This is a genomic window from Providencia sp. PROV116, assembly GCF_028482485.1.
In the GTDB taxonomy this organism is placed as follows: Bacteria; Pseudomonadota; Gammaproteobacteria; order Enterobacterales; family Enterobacteriaceae; genus Providencia; species Providencia rettgeri.
This window is the reverse complement of sequence record NZ_JAMPQO010000019.1, coordinates 1-19,634: the sequence shown is the minus strand read 5'-3', so window position 1 is coordinate 19,634 and position 19,634 is coordinate 1. Positions and strand designations below refer to the sequence as shown.

The 19,634-nt window shown below is 37.5% G+C and carries 17 protein-coding genes; 10 read left to right on the top strand and 7 right to left on the bottom strand.

What is annotated here, in order from left to right; translation table 11 throughout:
- Window position 1 precedes the first annotated feature (1 nt).
- The 4 genes from tssJ to PSE72_RS13405 all read left to right on the top strand — a co-directional run bounded on the left by tssJ (window position 2) and on the right by PSE72_RS13405 (window position 3,286).
- Entirely contained in the window at window positions 2-541 is a 540-nt protein-coding gene (gene tssJ, locus PSE72_RS13420) for a type VI secretion system lipoprotein TssJ (RefSeq protein ID WP_115166998.1), read from the top strand.
- 1 nt (window position 542) lies between these two features.
- Window positions 543-971, top strand: coding sequence for a type VI secretion system baseplate subunit TssE (gene tssE, locus PSE72_RS13415; RefSeq protein ID WP_115166997.1), 429 nt, complete (start codon window positions 543-545; stop codon window positions 969-971).
- A 22-nt stretch (window positions 972-993) separates the two neighbouring features.
- Complete coding sequence (locus PSE72_RS13410) at window positions 994-2,337, top strand: VasL domain-containing protein (protein WP_115166996.1); 1,344 nt, start codon at window positions 994-996, stop codon at window positions 2,335-2,337.
- A gap of 613 nt (window positions 2,338-2,950) precedes the next feature.
- On the top strand, window positions 2,951-3,286 hold the full coding sequence (locus PSE72_RS13405) for a hypothetical protein (protein WP_147281935.1): 336 nt from the start codon (window positions 2,951-2,953) through the stop codon (window positions 3,284-3,286).
- 14 nt (window positions 3,287-3,300) lie between these two features.
- Here PSE72_RS13405 and PSE72_RS13400 read toward each other — a convergent pair whose 3' ends face one another.
- The 4 genes from PSE72_RS13400 to PSE72_RS13385 all read right to left on the bottom strand — a co-directional run bounded on the left by PSE72_RS13400 (window position 3,301) and on the right by PSE72_RS13385 (window position 7,569).
- Window positions 3,301-3,720 (bottom strand): GNAT family N-acetyltransferase, encoded by a 420-nt coding sequence (locus PSE72_RS13400; protein ID WP_115166994.1) that lies wholly within the window; start codon window positions 3,718-3,720, stop codon window positions 3,301-3,303.
- 96 nt (window positions 3,721-3,816) lie between these two features.
- Window positions 3,817-4,347 carry an MltR family transcriptional regulator gene (locus PSE72_RS13395; RefSeq protein ID WP_004912528.1) on the bottom strand — a complete coding sequence of 177 codons (531 nt, stop codon included), beginning with the start codon at window positions 4,345-4,347 and terminating at the stop codon, window positions 3,817-3,819.
- A 100-nt stretch (window positions 4,348-4,447) separates the two neighbouring features.
- Window positions 4,448-5,608, bottom strand: a complete 1,161-nt coding sequence (locus PSE72_RS13390; protein ID WP_115166993.1) for a mannitol-1-phosphate 5-dehydrogenase — start codon at window positions 5,606-5,608, stop codon at window positions 4,448-4,450.
- A gap of 11 nt (window positions 5,609-5,619) precedes the next feature.
- Window positions 5,620-7,569: a PTS mannitol transporter subunit IICBA gene (locus PSE72_RS13385; RefSeq protein ID WP_109911503.1), complete on the bottom strand. Its 1,950-nt coding sequence runs from the start codon at window positions 7,567-7,569 to the stop codon at window positions 5,620-5,622.
- A 629-nt stretch (window positions 7,570-8,198) separates the two neighbouring features.
- On the opposite strand from PSE72_RS13385, the gene PSE72_RS13380 reads away from it, so the two are divergent.
- On the top strand, window positions 8,199-9,434 hold the full coding sequence (locus tag PSE72_RS13380) for an SLC13 family permease (RefSeq protein ID WP_115166992.1): 1,236 nt from the start codon (window positions 8,199-8,201) through the stop codon (window positions 9,432-9,434).
- 52 nt (window positions 9,435-9,486) lie between these two features.
- Here the strand turns inward: PSE72_RS13380 and PSE72_RS13375 are convergent, their stop codons facing one another.
- Both PSE72_RS13375 and PSE72_RS13370 read right to left on the bottom strand, forming a co-directional pair.
- Window positions 9,487-10,224: a cyclase family protein gene (locus tag PSE72_RS13375; RefSeq protein ID WP_198641532.1), complete on the bottom strand. Its 738-nt coding sequence runs from the start codon at window positions 10,222-10,224 to the stop codon at window positions 9,487-9,489.
- Between the two features lie 227 nt (window positions 10,225-10,451).
- Window positions 10,452-11,294, bottom strand: coding sequence for a MetQ/NlpA family ABC transporter substrate-binding protein (locus PSE72_RS13370; protein WP_004912542.1), 843 nt, complete (start codon window positions 11,292-11,294; stop codon window positions 10,452-10,454).
- 213 nt (window positions 11,295-11,507) lie between these two features.
- Here PSE72_RS13370 and PSE72_RS13365 point away from each other — a divergent pair, with 213 nt between their 5' ends.
- The 5 genes from PSE72_RS13365 to PSE72_RS13345 all read left to right on the top strand — a co-directional run bounded on the left by PSE72_RS13365 (window position 11,508) and on the right by PSE72_RS13345 (window position 17,906).
- The gene (locus PSE72_RS13365; RefSeq protein ID WP_115166991.1) at window positions 11,508-12,632 is read left to right on the top strand and encodes a CMD domain-containing protein; all 1,125 of its coding nucleotides are present in this window, start codon (window positions 11,508-11,510) and stop codon (window positions 12,630-12,632) included.
- Between the two features lie 4 nt (window positions 12,633-12,636).
- Complete coding sequence (locus PSE72_RS13360; RefSeq protein ID WP_115166990.1) at window positions 12,637-14,097, top strand: NAD(P)-binding domain-containing protein; 1,461 nt, start codon at window positions 12,637-12,639, stop codon at window positions 14,095-14,097.
- Between the two features lie 3 nt (window positions 14,098-14,100).
- Window positions 14,101-15,114, top strand: a complete 1,014-nt coding sequence (locus PSE72_RS13355; protein WP_198641530.1) for a methionine ABC transporter ATP-binding protein — start codon at window positions 14,101-14,103, stop codon at window positions 15,112-15,114.
- The gene (locus PSE72_RS13350) at window positions 15,111-15,779 is read left to right on the top strand and encodes a methionine ABC transporter permease (RefSeq protein ID WP_004264861.1); all 669 of its coding nucleotides are present in this window, start codon (window positions 15,111-15,113) and stop codon (window positions 15,777-15,779) included. Before PSE72_RS13355 ends, PSE72_RS13350 begins: the two co-directional genes overlap by 4 nt.
- Window positions 15,780-16,139: 360 nt before the next feature.
- The gene (locus tag PSE72_RS13345) at window positions 16,140-17,906 is read left to right on the top strand and encodes a potassium/proton antiporter (protein ID WP_232800858.1); all 1,767 of its coding nucleotides are present in this window, start codon (window positions 16,140-16,142) and stop codon (window positions 17,904-17,906) included.
- A gap of 246 nt (window positions 17,907-18,152) precedes the next feature.
- Here the strand turns inward: PSE72_RS13345 and PSE72_RS13340 are convergent, their stop codons facing one another.
- A complete protein-coding gene (locus PSE72_RS13340) occupies window positions 18,153-18,446 on the bottom strand; it encodes a helix-turn-helix domain-containing protein (protein ID WP_004912555.1) in 294 nt (97 codons plus the stop codon).
- Window positions 18,447-19,634: the final 1,188 nt, after the last annotated feature.

Below are 19,634 nucleotides of genomic sequence, written 5' to 3'. Positions count from 1 at the left end.
TATGAAACAACTCCCTTTATTGTCATTTTGCGGCAAGACATTGGTGCTTCTGACAGCATTAAACCTCACTGGATGCGGACTTACTCAAATGGTCAGCGATGGCACTCGCAGTGCAGCAAATGCGATATTTTATAAGCAAGTGAAAGTCGTACACTTAGATTTTGTCGCACGTGAAGCATTAAATACCGATGATACTGGCGCATCGTTATCAACGATTATCCGTGTTTATCAACTAAAAAACTTTGAAAGCTTTGTAGAAAGCGACTATTCCACCCTTTTCGCTAAAGATAGCCAAGTACTCAAATCCTCATTAGTCACACAAAAAGACCTGCGAATTCGCCCTGGCGAATCAATTTCTCTTGATATGCCTCTCGAAGAAGGCGCTGAGTTTGTTGCTATCGCCGTGATGTTTCACCATCCAGACCTTGTCACCGATGATTGGCGCGTGGTGATCCCCAAAAAGCGGTTATTACCCGATGACCCACGCTTACTTACCCTCGCGGATAACACCATGACCTTGAAACCACTCGGAGAAAAATAGCATGTCCCAGCCTTCATTATATGAAATGTTGACGGGGTATTTTGCGGGAGGATTAGATATTGATGCTATCCCAGAACATGACCAAGTGATGGTGTCCGTGATGGACAATATTCGCCGCATTCTCAACGCCAGAGCGGGTAGCATCGAACATCTTCCCGACTACGGACTCCCCGATATGAGTAAAATGATCCAAGGTCTCCCCGGTACCGCTCACAATATGATGACCATTTTATCAGCAACGTTACTCAAGTATGAGCCCCGTATCAAATCACTCTCTTTAGTGTTATTACCGCAAAATAGCTTTGGGGCACTCCATTACGCCCTTGAGGTTGAATTACATGCGCAAGGGTTAATCCGTTATGGCACTGAGTTTATGCCGGATGGACGCATTCTCGTCCACCATCTGAAAAAACAATTCGATACGATTTAACCGACGATAGCGTGAGAAGACTATGACCCCAGATTTAAACACATTACGCCTTGGTGGCGACCCTCGCACCTTGACTGATTTCTCTGCCCTTAAAGACGAGTTAAACAAACGCTTCCACCCTGCCCGCCCTGATGTTGACTGGGCTCGAGCTCATGGGCTATGTTTGTCCTTATTCAACCAAAATGGCGCTGATTTACAAACTTGCGCGTGGTTTACCCTGATCCGCCAGCATCAAAATGGCATTGCGGGATTAAACGAAGGCTTATCTTTACTCCAACATTTACTGAGCCGCCACTGGCAAGGATTATGGCCACAACAGACCCATGCCCGGGTTGAGATCCTCGCTACGCTGAGCCAACAACTCATGACAGGGTTACGCGCTCATGCACCTGTTTATGCAGACCTGCCAGCACTGTATCAAACTGAAGCCACCCTCAACCAAATCGGACAGTTGCTGCAAACATTAGAGCTCAAACACCTCACTCAGCTGGAACGACTGCAAAACTTGCTCACCACCCAAGCCAAGCAGCTCGAAAATACCGATGTTCCCGACAGTGGCTTTATTCCACCAACGCCACTGCAATTGCCAAAAACTTCGCCATCATCATTTCATGCCCGTGCCGCAGCAACGCCAATTTCCATCAAGGCCAATGCCACTATCAGCACACCGACACCGACCAAGCCTTCTTACCGCAAAGGCATTTGTGTGGGTCTGGCTTTCGGTATTGTGCTCACAGGCGCGCTGTGTGCAGGAACTTTGTATGTGTTACACCCGCAAATCAATAACCACGTTTTAGCGCAAGCGCTACCCCAGTTACCTGACTTTACGCCGAATATTGCCTCAATTCTTGAGCAACAATTACAACCTAATGCCGCGCAACCGAATAGTTTTTCTCCTGAAAAACTCAAGGTAATCGATAACTACCTCGTAGAATTAGAGTCCGTCTCCCCAATTTGGTCTCAACAGTATGGATTAAGCATGGTGAGTTACCTCACGAAGCAATATGGTGAACGGCAAGAAGTCAGAGCGTTAAACGATAAATGGCAGCAAAATATGCAAATCAATGCGTCATCTCGCGATAAACTCCAACAGTGGTCTGAAGGAATGTCAGAGTTAAATAATCTCAGTACGCGCTTAGACAGTCTCGATGGTAAACCTCGCAGCTATATCACTGGGTCTGAATTAAAAACGATTATTTTTAATGCACGTCAACATTTTCATCAAGGGTTGCCACTCGAAGAAGAGCTACGCCAACTAGAACAATTACAAGCGCAAGGCACTGTACCTGAATCAGAATATCAACGTATTGATACCCACTTTAAGCAACTATTGAACCGGTATGCATTGATTCAGCAAAATAAATAATTTCCTATCACTCGATAAATTGCTCATCGATATTGTCATCATTCTCGCCTTATTTTTCATAAATAAATGTATTTGAGTATAAGTGGGAATATCAAATCAATCATCGGCATGCTCAATTTGAAGAAAATACAATGAGTCAGGATGAACAAGGCGAAAATATCCAGCACCATTTTGTCAATTTGATGTGAAAAAACGGGTTTCTTGGGAATGTACGACTGAACATCAATCACGGAACGCCAAAGCCCACCTTTATGTCCCTGCAACCAAAGTGGTTCCTGTTATTTTTTTACCTGGCATTATGGAGTCTAACTTAAAACATAAAGATACGGGCGATTCTGTCTGACGACAACCGTTCTACTGAGATGTATGGCGATAAGCGCAAATATGCGTTACTCAAATCTAGCAATAAATGGAAAAGTACGCCATCAATGGATTATGAGGGCGGGCACGGTGACGGTACAGTGCCTAAATATTCTATAAATTTAGATAGAAAAGAAATGTTTAAAGAAATTTTAGAATTCATTATTAAGACAAATATAACAAATGATTGAAATCTGGAATAGGATTTTACAACCCTTTAAAGTTCGTCAAAATGCTTATTAATCGGTTAATTATGCAAGACACCTTCATTTTTAATAATTATTTATCTGACGCTTTAATTAGCTATTGGCAAAATTTTGTAGATACTGAAGATAAATCTATTAATATTAAAAATTATCTGGTTTTCTCTAATCGCTTTATCAATAGGACTAAGAGTAAACCATTAGTTACTTCACCAGAAAAATCATTCTCATCTAATCAGTTCTTTTGTTCAGAGAATATTTTCGTTGAAACAAACGAGTTAGTACCGACAAGTGGTGTCATTGCTGAAATAACAATTGATAAAATAAAGGCCCGCCTACCTGATTATGCAGCACAATATTTATCGACTAAACCGATCATGCCATAATTTATAGGTACTTTTTATATATCACGTTTAGTTAAATAATGTCGTTGCATGCCTGTCTCCGGGAAGTCAGGTAATGACATTTGTTTCACATATCCTAATTTTTCATAAAATGGCAAGGCTTGAAAACTAAATGTGTCAACTAAGCTATGAATACAACCTAATTTTATTGCTTCCCGTTCAGCGGTATACATCAATTCACGCCCTAATCCATCATTTCTGACAATTTCACTAACCCATAAATAATCAATACATAACCAATTTGCCTTAATTGAGGCAAGTAAACCACCAAGCATCACACCATCATCATTTTTAAAATAAATTCCTAATGAACCAAACCGGTCGGCATTTAAAAACTGAGTATTAAAACTACGCAACCCTGCAAGTAACTCCTCTTTATCTTCAGTGGTGATTTCATGTGCAATAATAATATTCATTCGATACTCTGCTGATTCTCGGCTAATAACGTATTATTTCAAACATATTTACCTTGGTAAGTAAACAGTAAAATAGAGATAATAGAATAACCTATTTTAAAATACATCCGTTTCGATAATTTGGGTAATTAAGGCTGTTACAGACAATATCAATGAAGATTTGATCATTTGCTGAAAACGGTGTTTTTGCAATTCAATTAATTGATTATCAATAAGATCTTCCGGCTGATTAAATCTCATCATTTCTGGTAATGGTTCCATACAATGAAGCATTTTAATACTGCCTAAAATTTCATCATCCGTAAAATTTATATTTATTTTTTCTGCAGATAATGACTCATTCAAAGCAAGAAATAATTCTATATCTTCATAGGTTTCACGAGAAATAGCCCCTAACGCAAATAAGAGTTTCAAACGAACCGATAACTCCCCTAATGGGCCATTTCCAGTTAAAAGAGGCTCAACTGCATATTTTACTGCATAGTCATCCTTTCTGAAAACTTTTAACATTAATTTATCAATAGCTTGTGAAATTAAAATAACGACATCTTGAACAAATAAGTGCACCTCTGGTCGTTGATTCAACCGCTCAAGAATTTGATTTTCAATGTTTTGTTTATTTTCCATATTAGCTTCTTTTATCACTTTATGGCTATATTACTTGCTTTCACATAGTAGGTAGCCATAAAGTGATTGAACCTCAATAATTAACCCATTATCCGTAATATTACTTTTTACTCAACATCATTAACTGGTATTGAGTACAAATTTTATCAATTACCTCTGGATATTGCTCTATTCCACAAAGTTGAATGACCGCTTGGGTAAGTCCTTTGTCTGCAATTAACTTTGCCATTTCATTTGCTTGGGGATCAGTTTCACACCTAAAATGCAATGCCGCTGCAATACCTATGATCAGATTTTCATGTGATAATTGATATTCAAATGTACCTAATAACGGCTTAATTAGGCGATCATTTGAACTTAATTTTCGCATAGGTTGTCGTCCTACTCGGCTAACATCATCTTTTAAATATGGGTTCGCAAAGCGGCTCAGTATTTTATCTATGTATTGATTATGTATTTTCGAATCAAAGCCATAACGTTGAATTAATACTTGCCCGCTTTCTTTCATTGCCGATTTAACAATAGTGTGGATCCTCAAATCGCCAATCGCTTCACTAATTGTTTGGTATCCATATAATTGTCCCAGATAAGCTGTTATTGCATGGCCTGTATTTAACGTAAATAGCTTACGTTCGACAAATGCCATTAGATTATCCGTTAATTCCATTCCTTCGATAATAGGAATATCACCAACAAATTGTGTCTGATCAACAATCCACTCACTAAAGGATTCGACGGTAACATCAAGCGGGTCATCATTCGCTGCCTCCATCGGAGGAACAATACGGTCAACTGCGGAGTCTACAAAACCAATATGCTGCTCAACCCATTGATGTAACTCTTCAGGCAATTGAGCCAATACATGTTGCTTTAATTGGCTAGTTCCTCTCACCATATTTTCACATGCAATAATATTGAGTGGCTGGTTATTTCCCAACGATTTTCTATGAATAATGCCTTTAGCTATTGTTGAGGCAATTTTTTCAAGCACTTGAGGCCCGACTGCTGTTGTAAGCATATCTGCCGTTGCAATAAACTCTATCGTTTTAGGGTCATTACTATTAACAGCGTGAATGTGTTGGACTTTCTCAATACGATTTTCCTGACCAACAACATGAACATTATAAGATTGTTGATGTGCTAGTTGGTCAATTAATGGCTGATTGACATCCGTAAAAGTGACTTGTGAATTTGCGTCTGCTAATAATTTACCAATAAAACCGCGGCCTATATTTCCTGCACCAAAATGAATGACTTTCATTATTATTCTCCTTATGCTGCACTTTGAGACGCTAAAATTTCGAGTACTTCCTGAACATCTTGGGTTTCACATAAACGCTCAATGACCCCATCTTCATCTAAAGCGGAAGTAATTCGTGTAATAACTTCAATGTGCTCATTATTTTGTGCTGCAATACCAATCACTAAGCGAGCAATTTCATCGGGTTCTTCACCAAATTGTACGCCTTTAGGATATTGGCAAATAACAATGCCAGTTTTTAATACGCGGTCTTTGGCTTCTATTGTTCCGTGAGGTACCGCAATAGACTCTCCAAGATATGTTGGTGTTAGTTTTTCACGAGCTAGCATAGCCTCTATATATTCAGGCTCAACATACCCGCCTTCAACTAGCTTCTGCCCTACAAAGCGGATAGCTTGGGTTTTATTTTCTGCCGCCAGATTTAAATGAATGTGCTTCGCACTTAAAGTAAACAAAGCCTCTTCATGTTCGGTTATGTCATATGACTCATCATTAGCCGCAACAATAGTTTGTTTAATTAAATGCCCATCATTAGCTGCCTTAGGATTTTTTTTAGCTATTAAATTCGTGACTAAATCATTATACGTTTGACTATCTAAGAAGTTTGTTAAAGAAATATGGATTGCATTTGGCGCAAATGATTTCGCTCTTTGCGTTAAATCTCTATGGGTGATAACAATATCAACATTTTCTGGTAAATCGTTGATTGCCATATTAGTGACGGTGATGTCTAGCAAGCCAGCATCACGTACTTTTTTGGCTAATACCCCCGCTCCCATTGCACTTGAGCCCATGCCTGCATCGCAAGCGACAATAATGTTGTGCACTTGAGCTAAATTGATAGAAGCATCTTTATTGATTGAATTTACTGATGATGACTTTGATTGCGTTTTCATATTACGCATTTTTTTCGTCGCACTCTCGAGTTCATCATCATCACCAATTCGTGTTCGTTTTAATAAAAGAGCTGAAACGATGAAAGAAACAACTGTAGCACTTGCGACCGATAAAATAACGCCGATAAGTGATGATTTAGGCGTCATCAGTAGAACTGCAAATATTGAGCCCGGGGATGCAGGAGAGACTAACCCAGCATGAAAAAGGTTCATCACAAATACCCCTGTCATTCCACCCAGAATAACAGCAAGAATTAACCGAGGATTCATTAAGACGTAAGGAAAATAAATTTCATGGATGCCACCAAAAAAGTGAATAATTGCGGCTCCTGGCGCAGACTGCTTAGCATTACCTTTGCCAAAAAACATATACGCGAGTAAAACACCTAAACCGGGTCCAGGGTTGGCTTCAATTAAGAAAAAGATGGATGCACCTGTTTCTGATGCTTGCTGAATACCTAGTGGTGAAAAAATACCGTGATTGATAGCATTATTAAGAAATAAGATTTTGGCAGGTTCAACAAAAATAGACGTGAGTGGAAGTAAATTATTCTCCACCATCACATTTACACCGGCTGCTAATATCTTGGATAGCCCTGCAACAAGAGGCCCAATCGCTAAATAAGCCAAAATGGCTAATAACATACCGATAATGCCAGATGAAAAATTATTCACTAACATTTCAAAACCCGTTTTAATTTTGCCTTCTATCCACAAATCAAAACGTTTTATTGCATATCCGCCTAATGGGCCAGCAATCATTGCCCCCATAAACATTGGCATGTCGGCACCAACAATTACGCCCATTGTTGTTATTGCACCGACTATTCCACCCCGCTCTCCACCGACTAAACGGCCACCGGTATAACCGATTAATAGTGGTAGTAAATAGGTGATCATAGGGCCTACAAGTTGAGCTAATGTCTCATTAGGCCACCAGCCAGTTGGGATAAATAACGCAGTAATTAATCCCCAAGCGATAAAAGCACCGATATTAGGCATAACCATATTACTGAGGAAACGCCCAAAATTCTGTACCTTTAATTTGATATTTGATGTTACCATGACAGAACCCCGTGGTACGAGAATGATAAAGTTGTAACGTTATCGCCAAATAACGTCCGTGATTTTTTCAACACTTTCACTCTAGCATGAGCTTTATCAGATTCGCACCACGTGGGCCTTTATGTGATCAACGTCACCATTCCCCCCCTATCCACTCTATGTTTATATTGATATAGTTCACAAAAAATTCATGTTGCTAAATTACACTGCTCTTTTTTTGCACTAAAAAATCACTTTATGTGATTTTAATCACAAATCAAAAACCGTTATTTATCTTCAAATAGTGACTTTTATCACAATTAATTTTCAATTTCTCTTTTTTAATCCTATGAGCTGCCATCAAATTTTCACCTGTACAGGTATTTTTTTAATTTTGTAATAAAATTACCAAATGTATTTTCTTTGTTTTTCTTTTTATGCTGCAATAAATCATATTATCGTTTCTTATAATCAATGCTTGTTATCGCAATTTGTAAACTTCATTCTTAATTTCATTATTGTTATCTTTTGGCGACAATCTTAAATGGAGCTAACTGCAACATGTTATTATCAATACATTATTTAGCCTTGCTTCGCTGAGTGTTCATCGATAAATTACCTCTAATTTTCTTAATTAAAATGTGAATATCATGACGTTGACCGTTATTGTTTTTCTTTTGGTTTATATTGCAATGGGCTTTGGTAAGCTACCTGGCTTCAAAGTTGATAGAACGGGCACTGCGGTTATTGGCGCCCTCGCTATGATGGCTATCGGCAGTATTACACCGCCTCATGCGTGGAATGCTATCGATTACCGAACGATTGGTATGCTATTTGGGCTTATGGTCGTTTCTGCTTCTTTTGTTGTGTCTGGTTTTTATAGTTGGACCGCAAACCGAGTGGCAATGCTAAAAGTTTCACCCCCTACATTACTCGCGGTTTTAATTCTTGTCGGTGGCTTTCTTTCTGCATTACTCACTAACGATGTTGTTGTTGTCGCCATGACACCATTATTAGTATCAATTAGTTTATCTCGCGGTTTAAACCCAATTCCATTTTTACTTGGTTTTTGTTTCGCGGCGAATAATGGCGCGGCCGGTTCATTAATTGGTAGCCCACAAAATATGATCGCAGCCCAAGGGCTTGATATATCGTTTGTTGGCTTATTACAAGCATCAGCAATACCAGCCCTACTTTCTTTACCATTAACATGGTTGGTACTCGTTTGGTTATATCGTAATCGTTGGTATTTGGCTAAAGAAAATACGCTAGCAGCTTCCCCACAAACAACCCAAGAAACATTAAATGTATGGGAGACAGCAAAAGCTGGTGTTATTACTTTCGCAGTCATCATTGCCTTTATTGTGACTGATATTCCTAAAGAACTTATAGCATTGACTGCTGCTGGTTTTTTATTATTAAACCGGTCCATTGCCTCGAGTGATATGCTTAAACTCGTCGACGGTAATCTTCTATTACTCATCATGGGGTTATTTGTTGTTAACGCTGCTTTTGCCGCCACAGGCCTTCCTCAGCAATTATTAACGGATTTACGAAGCTACGGTGTGGATCTCAATAATCCATTAGCCCTATTTTTAGTGACAGGTGTTCTAAGCACTATCGTTGGAAATAATCCCTCAGTTATGTTACTCGTCCCATTCTTAACACCTGATGGTAATGCCGATTCATTAGGCGCAGCTCTTGTATTGGGTTCAGGCTTTTCAAGTAATTTACTGGTCTTCGGTAGCCTTGCTGGAATTATTGTCGTTGAACAATCAGCGGCATATGGTGTAAAAATCTCTTTCGGTGAATTTTCTAAATCTGGAGGAGTTGTCGCGCTATTGTGTATGCTATTAGCCGCTGCATGGATTATAATTGCTTTATAGCCGTTTTAACCAATCTGCTATTACATTAGCAGATTGGTTATAATTATATTTCCTATGGAAGTATTGCAAAAGAACGCACAGGAAAACCACTGGCATTATTTGGTTTAGCGACAATATTAAAAATCACGGCACCACGTGTGGGTACTTGGTCTAAATTAGCGAGTAATTCAACTTGGTATGTATCTTGCTCTAATACATAATACTCACCGAGTAATGCATTATTTTTTCGAAAATCTTTTGCTGCATCAGTATCAAATGTTTCATGTCCAATAGCTTTTATTCCACGTTCTTCAAATAAAAATTTGAGAGCGTCCATACCCCAACCCGGTATTTGGTTATTGCCTTCATCATCTTTATTATCCATAAGCTCTTGTGATGGCCAACGTTTACTCCAATCGGTGCGTAATGCAACAAAACTCCCAGATTCAATTCGGCCATTTTGTGCTTCAAAATTGAGAATATCATCTTGAGAAAATGCAAAATTTGGATCTTCTTTTGCCCTTTCTGACTGGTCAATAACAATCAATGGCAGAACAAGTTCCTTTAATTCAAGTTCATGTAAATAACGCATTCCTTCGACAAAATGACAAGGAGCATCAATATGAGTGCCATATTGGCCTGGAAATGTAAATTGCTGTGCAAAAAAACCCTCTGGATAACCAAATAATGTTTTAAACTCAGCAGAATCAAACATAAAAAAATGCGGTGAATCTTTATCGAAGCTATGTGTCAAATCAACCCATCTTTTAGATTTTATTACATTAAATGCATCAATTAATTCGTTACTCATACTTTCCCCTGTCAGTTTTATTTTTTACATAAACTTATCTATATTCTATTTTTATAATTCAGCTCTTAATCTATTAAATAACGAAAAAACATCAGATTGTCTACAAATTCAACACGAATATTTTTCACATTAAATCAGTAAGATATTTAGTTTATATAGAAAAAACCACTAATTAATAAAAATTAGTGGTTAACGTAATACTAATAATAAAAAAACAGACTAGGGTTTTATTTAGGATATTTGTTCCAGCTTTCAGGTTCAATAAAACCATCGTAAATACGCTGCGAACGAATATAATCTGCATATTCTTTAGACTCAAAAGCTTCTTTCAAATCTTTTGCCCACTGAGCATCTAGGTCTTTTTGCATGACAGTCACAATAACACGATGCTCTAGCGGTGAATTTTCTACGACCAAGCCATCAGCAATGCGCTGACCTGCACTTGCAACATAGTTGCCATTCACAACGACAAAATCGACATCATCTAATAATCGTAACCCTTGTGCTGCATCAGTTTCTCGGATATCTAAGTTATATTTATCAGGCGAAATATCATTAACACTAAAGCTTAATGTACTCACATTTGGCTTAATTTTAATCCAACCTAACTGTTCCAGAATTCTAGCACCACGTTCTGCATTAACAGGGTCATTAGATAGCGCGACGATCATACCATCTTTCACATCATCCAGTGTTTTATGTTTATTTGACCGCAGACTTTGTGGCGCACTCGGTGAATCCGTCAATGCCACCATGTTAATATTATTCTTTTTGTTATAAGCCTCCATATAGGCGCGGCTTTGATTAACAGAAGCATCGATTGAACCTTCTTCAAAAGCAGGATTAATTTGCCTATTCTGCGAAAATTGGCGCAAATTAACCGTATAACCTTTTTTCTCTAAAATCGGGACGATACCTTTATCCACTTGGTCAATATAATTACCAACACCAAAGCCTATCGTAATTTGTTTTTTATTCGGATTATCTTTTTCACTATTATCACCACAACCTGCCAACGCAACTAAAGCCGTAGTAATTAAAGACAAGCCTATTATTTTTTGTTTTAACATATGTAACAACCCTGTAAAGATATTTTGGGCAGTATAATCATAATTAGAGAGCACGACTTAGACTATATCGTTATAACTTAATACAAAAGTAATATAAGGGCTTAGTTTAATTTCTTTTGGTTATAAGCATATAACAAATAGATCGTTCGATTAGTGATGTGATTGATATGTAATGAAGGAGATAAAAAACGTTTAAAAAAAGTGAGTTACTTTATGACTATTTCCAATAATGATGTAATTAATTATTTAACTAACTTAACACCAGATTCCAGTCTAACTAAGATTCGCCATGAACGTAATGTGGCGACTGAAAATACTCAAGCCGTATTTGAAGCCATTTTTTCAGCGCCCTCGACACGGCTAACAAGTGATGTGAAATATTATTTTGCCCATGAAGTTGCAAAAATTACAGGAAGTCCCCGCCTTGCTGAATTTTATTTGCAATTAATAAACTCAATTCCTGATGAACCGCTTAGCAAACCACTTGCCACAGCGAAAGAATATCTGCAAGTTTTAACACAGTCACCGAAAGACACTCATTACCAATTGATTGCCGAATTAACTAACCAAGGTTGGCAAGAAAGTGACATTATTTTACTTGCTCAATTAATAACTTATGTCACTTATCAAGCTCGGCTAATCGAAGGGATTCTGTTACTGACGGATAGTAGTAATCTTACAAATAGTGCACCTAAAGTTGTTGCAGGTAAGTGGAACCACCAACCTTTAACCCGCAAAGGAAATTCATCCCCAACCGCTTTTACACAAGATAATTTAGGATGGGAAGCTTGGATTTCAGCAAGAAATGCGAATACATTATCCGCTGAAGAAGCCCAAGTTATGAAAAAATTTGGTCAATTAAACTCTGAATATTTTTTACTACTTGCCCATCAAAGCAAAATTTTAGAATTACGAACTTTAATTGACCGTGGCGTATTTTATACCTCTGAAGGGCTACCTCGCTGGGAACGTGAATTTGCAGCAGCTGTAACTAGTAAAGTTAATGGTTGCATATACTGTGCTTCTGTTCACGCAAGAAAAGCCAGTCAATATGCAAAAGAGCGACGCGCTGATGTTGATAAACTATTAGCAACGGCGACAGGTTCAGTACTTGCAGAAGGTTTTGATGACAGACTGCTAGCCATCACAGATTTGGTTGCTTCCTTGTCTGCAACCCCCATCCAAGCGACATCATCACAAATTAAAGAGTTACAAACGCTAGGCTTGTCTGAACTTGAATTACTCGATTTAGTTCAATCAACAGCCTTCTTTTCATGGGCGAACCGCTTAATGTTATCACTAGGAGAACCCTTTGAAATAGCCGAGGACAAGGAGTAATTCAATGGAACTGATTATGGGTTTAGAGGCATTAGAAGCGCAAATAAAACAAGATTTGCAATATTTAAATTTACCAATAACGTCTTGGTCATTATCAAAAAACTGTCCTGAAAACCAAGTTATTGATGTCGCTATCATTGGCGCGGGCATGTCAGGGATTACAGCAGCTTTCGCTCTGAAATTACGCGGAATTAACGCCATTGTTTTCGATCAGGCCGCTTCTGGCAAAGAAGGCCCATGGCAAAGCCCTGCACTAATGGAAACATTACGTTCACCAAAACATGTGGTTGGCCCTGCACTTGCATCTCCCTCATTAACTTTCCAAGCTTGGTTTAAAGCCCAATTTGGTATTCAAAAATGGGATGAACTTGATAAAATTCCACGTTTGCAATGGGGTGAATACCTGCAATGGTATAAAACCATGACTGAACCCCATGTGCTTAATCAATACCATCTCGTTGATGTACAACTTAATGATAACTACCGTGAATTAATTTTTAATACCCCTGAAGGAACAGTCAGTTATCAAGCACAACATGTTATTTTAGCAACGGGTATGGAGTCTTTTAGTGAGGCCAATATCCCTAGCTTTATGAATGATATTCCAACAGCCTATTGGGAACACTCCTACGCAGGCACTGACTATCGCCGTTTTAAAGGCTTAGATATTGGTGTTGTAGGTTATAGTGCAGGAGCGATGGATAGCTCAGCAACGGCATTAGAAAATGGCGCTAATTCGGTTGAAATTTTGATCCGAGCTAACGATATGCCTCGTGTAAACCGAGGAAAAGTTGCTGGAAGTACAGGTTTTACCAATGCATATACCTATTTTACCGATGCTCAAAAGTGGCATTACACGGATTATGTTGCTAAAGCTAAAACACCAGCCCCTCACGGAAGTACCTTGAGAGTCTCTCGCCATGAAAATGCTTATTTCAATTTCAATACTCAAGTTAAATTTATTGAAGTAAAAAACAAAAAGTTGCACGTCACGACCACAACAGGCAAATTCATATTAGATTATTTAATCTTGGCAACTGGCTATCGAATTAATTGGGCTAAGGACAGAGCTTTTCATCAATTATCTCCGCTAGTCAAAACATGGGGGGATGCATACACACCATCTTTCCATGAGGAAAATGCAGAGTTAGCTTCACACCCTTATTTAGGTAATCACTTTGAATTTCAAGCTAAAAGCAACACAGACACATTAAAAATCAATCAGTTATATTGTTTTAATTTAAGCGCATCACTCAGCATGGGGCCCGTTATAGGGTTAATCCCCGGAACGAATGTTGGAGCTGAACGATTGGCTGACCATATTGCCGCTCAATTGTATCTGAACCATCAAGAACAACATCTTGAGCAAGTCAAAAATAGCCAAGAAGCTGAATTATTAGGTGATGAGTGGCTCCCCGCTGCACCACCTTCAGAACGTATGCAATTAACTGATAATGTAGAGTAAATTATGATTACCTTTCAAAATATTCAAAAAGTCTATGAAAAAGATGGGCAGTCTTTAGTTGCATTGCAAGATATTAATTTGCATATCAATAAAGGGGATATCTTTGGATTTATTGGTTATAGCGGAGCTGGTAAAAGCTCACTTATCCGCCTAGTGAATCAATTAGAAAAACCAACCAGTGGTGCTGTTATCATTAATGGCCAAAATATTGCTGAGCATACCCCAGCAGAAACTCGTTCACATAAAAAAAGCATCGGTATGATTTTCCAGCATTTTAATTTGCTGGAAACGAAAACTGTCGCACAAAATATTGCGATGCCCTTAGTACTCTCAGGTATCGATAAACAGGAAATCACTCAGCGGGTTGATAGCATTCTTGAATATGTCGAACTTAGCGATAAAAAAAACCAATACCCAGGGCAGTTATCTGGTGGACAAAAACAACGAGTTGGTATTGCTCGCGCTTTGATCAATAACCCACAAATTTTATTATGTGACGAGGCCACCTCAGCACTTGACCCACAAACGACTCGCTCAATTTTGCAATTATTAAAAAAGATCAACCAAGAACAACATATTACTATCTTACTCGTGACTCACGAAATGGAAGTTATTGAACAAATCTGTAACCGTGTTGCTGTTATGGAATCAGGTAAAATTGTCGAAGAAGGAACCGTACTTGATATTTTTGCCAACCCACGCCAAGACACAACCAGAAAGTTTGTAGGAACCGTGTTAAACGAAGAAATTCCAGAGCGCGTTCTACATAACTTAGAACATCAACAAGATGTTTATCGTCTTGAATTTTTAGGAACTTCCGCTCAACAACCTATTGTTAATGAGTTAATACTGAAAGAAATTGTCAAAATAAATATTTTATTTGCCAACATGAAAGAAATCAGTGGTGTCGTGCTAGGTAGCATGTTTGTCCAATTTATTGGTGATAAAGAAAAAATGGATGAGGCGGTTTCTTTTCTTCGTCAACGTGGGGTTGCTGTCAATAAGGGGGCAATATGACACAATTATTCGAAACCGCTTTAACAACTAAACAGTTTTTATTAGCGATGTCAGAAACCTTTACGATGGTCAGCGTTGCACTCGTATTAGGCTCTATATTTGGGATTCTGTTAGGTATCGTACTTGTTGTAACGAGGCCAGACGGTATTTGGGAAAATAAATGTATTTATCGTATAGTGAACCCTATTATTAATATTATTCGCTCATTGCCTTTTATCATATTATTAGTTGCAATGATCCCCCTAACACGCTTTATGGTTGGAACCTCAATAGGAACAACTGCAGCAATTGTACCATTAGTTATTTTTATTGCTCCTTATACTGCACGTTTAGTTGAAAACTCATTACTCAGCGTACATTCAGGTATTATTGAAGCGGCTGATTCTATGGGAGCAACAAATTGGCAAATTGTTTGGCACTTTATTTTACCTGAGGCGAAGTCATCATTAATCCTAAGTTTAACCGCTGCCAGTATTACTTTAGTTGGTGCAACCGCCATGGCAGGCGCCGTTGGTGGTGGTGGTGTGGGTGACTTAGCTTTAAACTATGGTTACCAGCGTTTTGATAATGTCGCAATGGCTATCACCGTTGTTACATTGGTAATTATCGTTCAAGGCATGCAATTTATTGGCGACTATTTAGCTAAAAAAGCTCGCTATCATTAGTGTAATGGTGAAGGTCGAAAATTTTTTCGGCCTTCTTTATTTTGACCTTACTTTATAAATGCCTATTCCCTCCCTTCAATACTTCTCTCCCCACGCCATAATTATCTTTGATTAAAAAAATATAATAAGCCCACCTCGATGCTTACTTATTCAAATTTATCGTTTTTTTACGTGCTTTAACTCACTTTAATGACAAAAAATGCGATAAATAATCAAATTATTTAAATTTATTTATATTATAATCATGTAGATATACTTTTTAATGGATATTATCGGCTTTTCGCTAAAATAATCTATTCTCAGTGTATATTTAGTTATCTTGCTATTTTGACATTTTTTGCTTTCTACGCGCGCTTTACGATGCATCGTCAGCGTTTTATTCACTTACAGATTAAACTGATTATGCCAACTATTGAACAACTCATTTTATTGATTTCTATACTCATTCTTTTGGGTATTTTCTCTAGCAAATTGTCAGCTAGACTTGGTTTACCCATGCTAGTCATGTTTTTATTTATTGGCATGTTAGCCGGTGAAGATGGGATAGGTAAGATTACGTTTGATAACGTTAATGTTTCGTATGCCGTTGGTTCTCTTGCTCTTGCTTTAATTTTATTTGATGGAGGTCTGCAAACATCCGTAAAGTCAATTCGTTTAGTTTGGAAACCGTCTTTTACGCTAGCAACACTTGGCGTTCTTGTAACCGCTGGCGTGACAGGGCTCGCAGCAGCTTATATTCTCGGCGTCCCTCTGCTTGAAGGGCTATTACTTGGCGCTATCGTCGGTTCTACCGATGCTGCTGCTGTCTTTTCCTTACTGCGCAACGCTGGGATCTATTTAAACGAGCGTCTGCAATCTACTTTAGAAATAGAAAGTGCAACCAATGATCCTACTGCCATATTCTTAACGGTTGGTTTATTACAACTCTTAATGAATCCACAAGCTTCAGGTAGTGAATTAATTTTGCTATTTTTTAGCCAGATGGGAATAGGGACAGTTGTTGGCTTGAGTGTTGGCTGGGTTTCAGTCAAAATTATCAATAAGATTAAGCTACTAGCAACTGGATTATATCCTGTCCTTGTCGCTGCATGTGGACTACTTTCTTTCGGGCTCGCCAGTAACTTAGAAGGCAGTGGTTTCTTATCTATTTTTGTTACCGGTGTGGTAATTGGTAATCATCGGTTTGTTTTTCAACGTAATACATTTTTATTCCATGATGGATTAGCATGGCTAAGCCAAATTATCATGTTCGTTATGTTAGGGTTACTTGTCAACCCAAGTTCTCTTATTGAAGTCTGGCTTGAAGGCTTAGTTATCGCCCTTGTCTTAACTTTTATTGCGAGGCCATTGGCTGTAATACCTGTCCTAAAATTATTTGGTTTTCCAAAACCTGAAATAACATTGATTTCCTGGGTAGGTTTACGTGGCTCAGTGCCTATTATTCTCGCTATTTTCCCGTTTATCTACGGGCTACCTAATGCCCATCTGATTTTTGACGTGGTTTTCTTTGTGGTATTAATCTCAGCAACTTTACAAGGCTCAACCTTGCCTTATGTAGCACGTAAATTGAATTTAATGCAGCCACCTCCATTGATCCCTGCAGCAACTTTAGATATTACCGCAGTAGACCAAATAGATGCTGATTTAGTGGAATATACTTTAGGGGAGGATTGCTCTGCGGTAGGTCGTCGGTTATCACAATTAGCATTACCAGACCAAACTGTCATTGCAATGATTACGCGAGAAAAAAGTGTTTTACCACCAAGGGGGTCAACTATTCTTCACACTGATGACCATTTATTCGTTGTTCTTAAACCTGAAAACCGTATTTTCCTTGAACGTCTTTTTTCAGAAAAAAATATCTCTGAGCACATACCTATTGAGCTACCCGATACAGGGTTAAGTCTAAAAGGAACGACGCGATTAAATGAGATCCAATCCTCTTATGGTATTCAAATTGATAACGGCGATGAAAGGACGCTTAACCAATTTATTTATGCTTCTATATCGAGTCCTTTACAAGATACCGTCATAAAACTAGAACAACTGCAATTAAGAATTGGAGAAATGATCGAAACACGTATCGTCACAGTAATATTAGAGCCAATTCAAGAACAAGAAAGTTAACTAAGCATAAGCACGCCAGAAAAACTACCCCCATACCGAGTGAAATATTAAGTAATTGTTAGTTTAAGGATATAAAAATAAAAGCCCTTTCGGGCTTTTATTTGTTCTATTATGAAACATAAGCTAAAAATAGCTATTGTCTTATTTAAATCATACACAGCAGATACATTTAATTTACGTTCCCAATTGAAATAATTAAGAACGAAAGTTAATTACGTTTCATTCTGAGACAATATGGATATTTGGTTATACAAGGGTATATGCAGAGCTTTCAAACCCTTTATCACCAGTGCTCTCATCTACTTGAGTATCATCTTGTAGGACTTCACTAAAAAACTCACCCATGTTAACGTCTAAAACTTTTAACACTCGAACAAGGCAATCTATATCAATACGATTAACACCGCGCTCGTAACGAAATAGCTGCTGTTCACTTATATCTATCTCTTTAGCTAACTGAAAAACAGTAAAGCCTTGAGCTCTTCTAAGGGCTTTTATTTTTTGTCCAACTGCACAAGCGACAGGATATTTCGTGTTCATAAACATTCTCGCTTCAATTTATATTAAGGAAATAAAAATTAGCAGATAATTATCTACATATTTTATTTTTATATTTATGTGTATAACATTTGATAATGCTATAGTCGATTCAGCATATATCGGAAAGAATGATATACTACCATTATAATTAGTTTCAACTAGTCCTAAATTGACATTGCAACTATGTAACAAAGTATTTCACTCTATACACTTCATGTTTAAAATCAAAATAGTGCTGTAATATCACCTAGTTACGCACAAAATGAGTAATACCTCATGCTTATATTCCATAAGACACCCACCTTTCTTTGGAATATTTATCTAAAAAAGACCCATATAGCCGATGTATAATCTAAAAACAAAGGAAATAAACAGAATTATTTAACACTGTAACAATATTAATGTTATTGATACAATTTAAGTTGGAGAAATGTGATAAACCCAGTTTAGATGGTACTTTTATGTAAAAAATAGTAAAAACAATCAATTTTATCTCTAAAACTCTCTGATTCGACAAAATATCAGTACGCTAAAAAGCCAGTTAACCTGTTACAATTAGCGAAATAGTAAATTTTTAAAGTAGCAAGAATAAAATTTATAATATTCAAGTACCAAACATAACAAAACCATAACGTTAAGAAAGCTTATTATTCATTTTACTAGATGAGCATCACAAAATTATGAAAAATGACTTTCATCGACAATCTAATTTGGTTCTTACTAGTTTCTATTTTTTACAGTACGCAGATTGCTATAATATTTCAAAAACAAACACGATCTCAGAGTTTATAACCAAGATGTAGTGTCTCACATTTACGATATAATAAAAATAGTTTATAAAAAATTGATATGTACTTTCTCTATTCCACAAAATAGCAATTAGACATTCATTTATACAATTTTATTTTGTCATTTATGCCTAATTAAATCATTATAGTCTATCGCTTACTCCTTTATTATCTATTAGTAGTAAAATATATTCTGCTAATGCCATATAGAAATATAGGTGTAAGAACGAAATGATCATTGCAAAGCGTATTCTGAATTATTCTACATATCAGGCAAGCAGTATAATTGCTAATTACTTTAATCCTTATTGAGTCCTTTAAGAAATGAAACTGCCATAATATGTGTGTATTCGCAAGATTTAGTCTGCAATAACACTATACCTGGATGGTAGCTCATGCC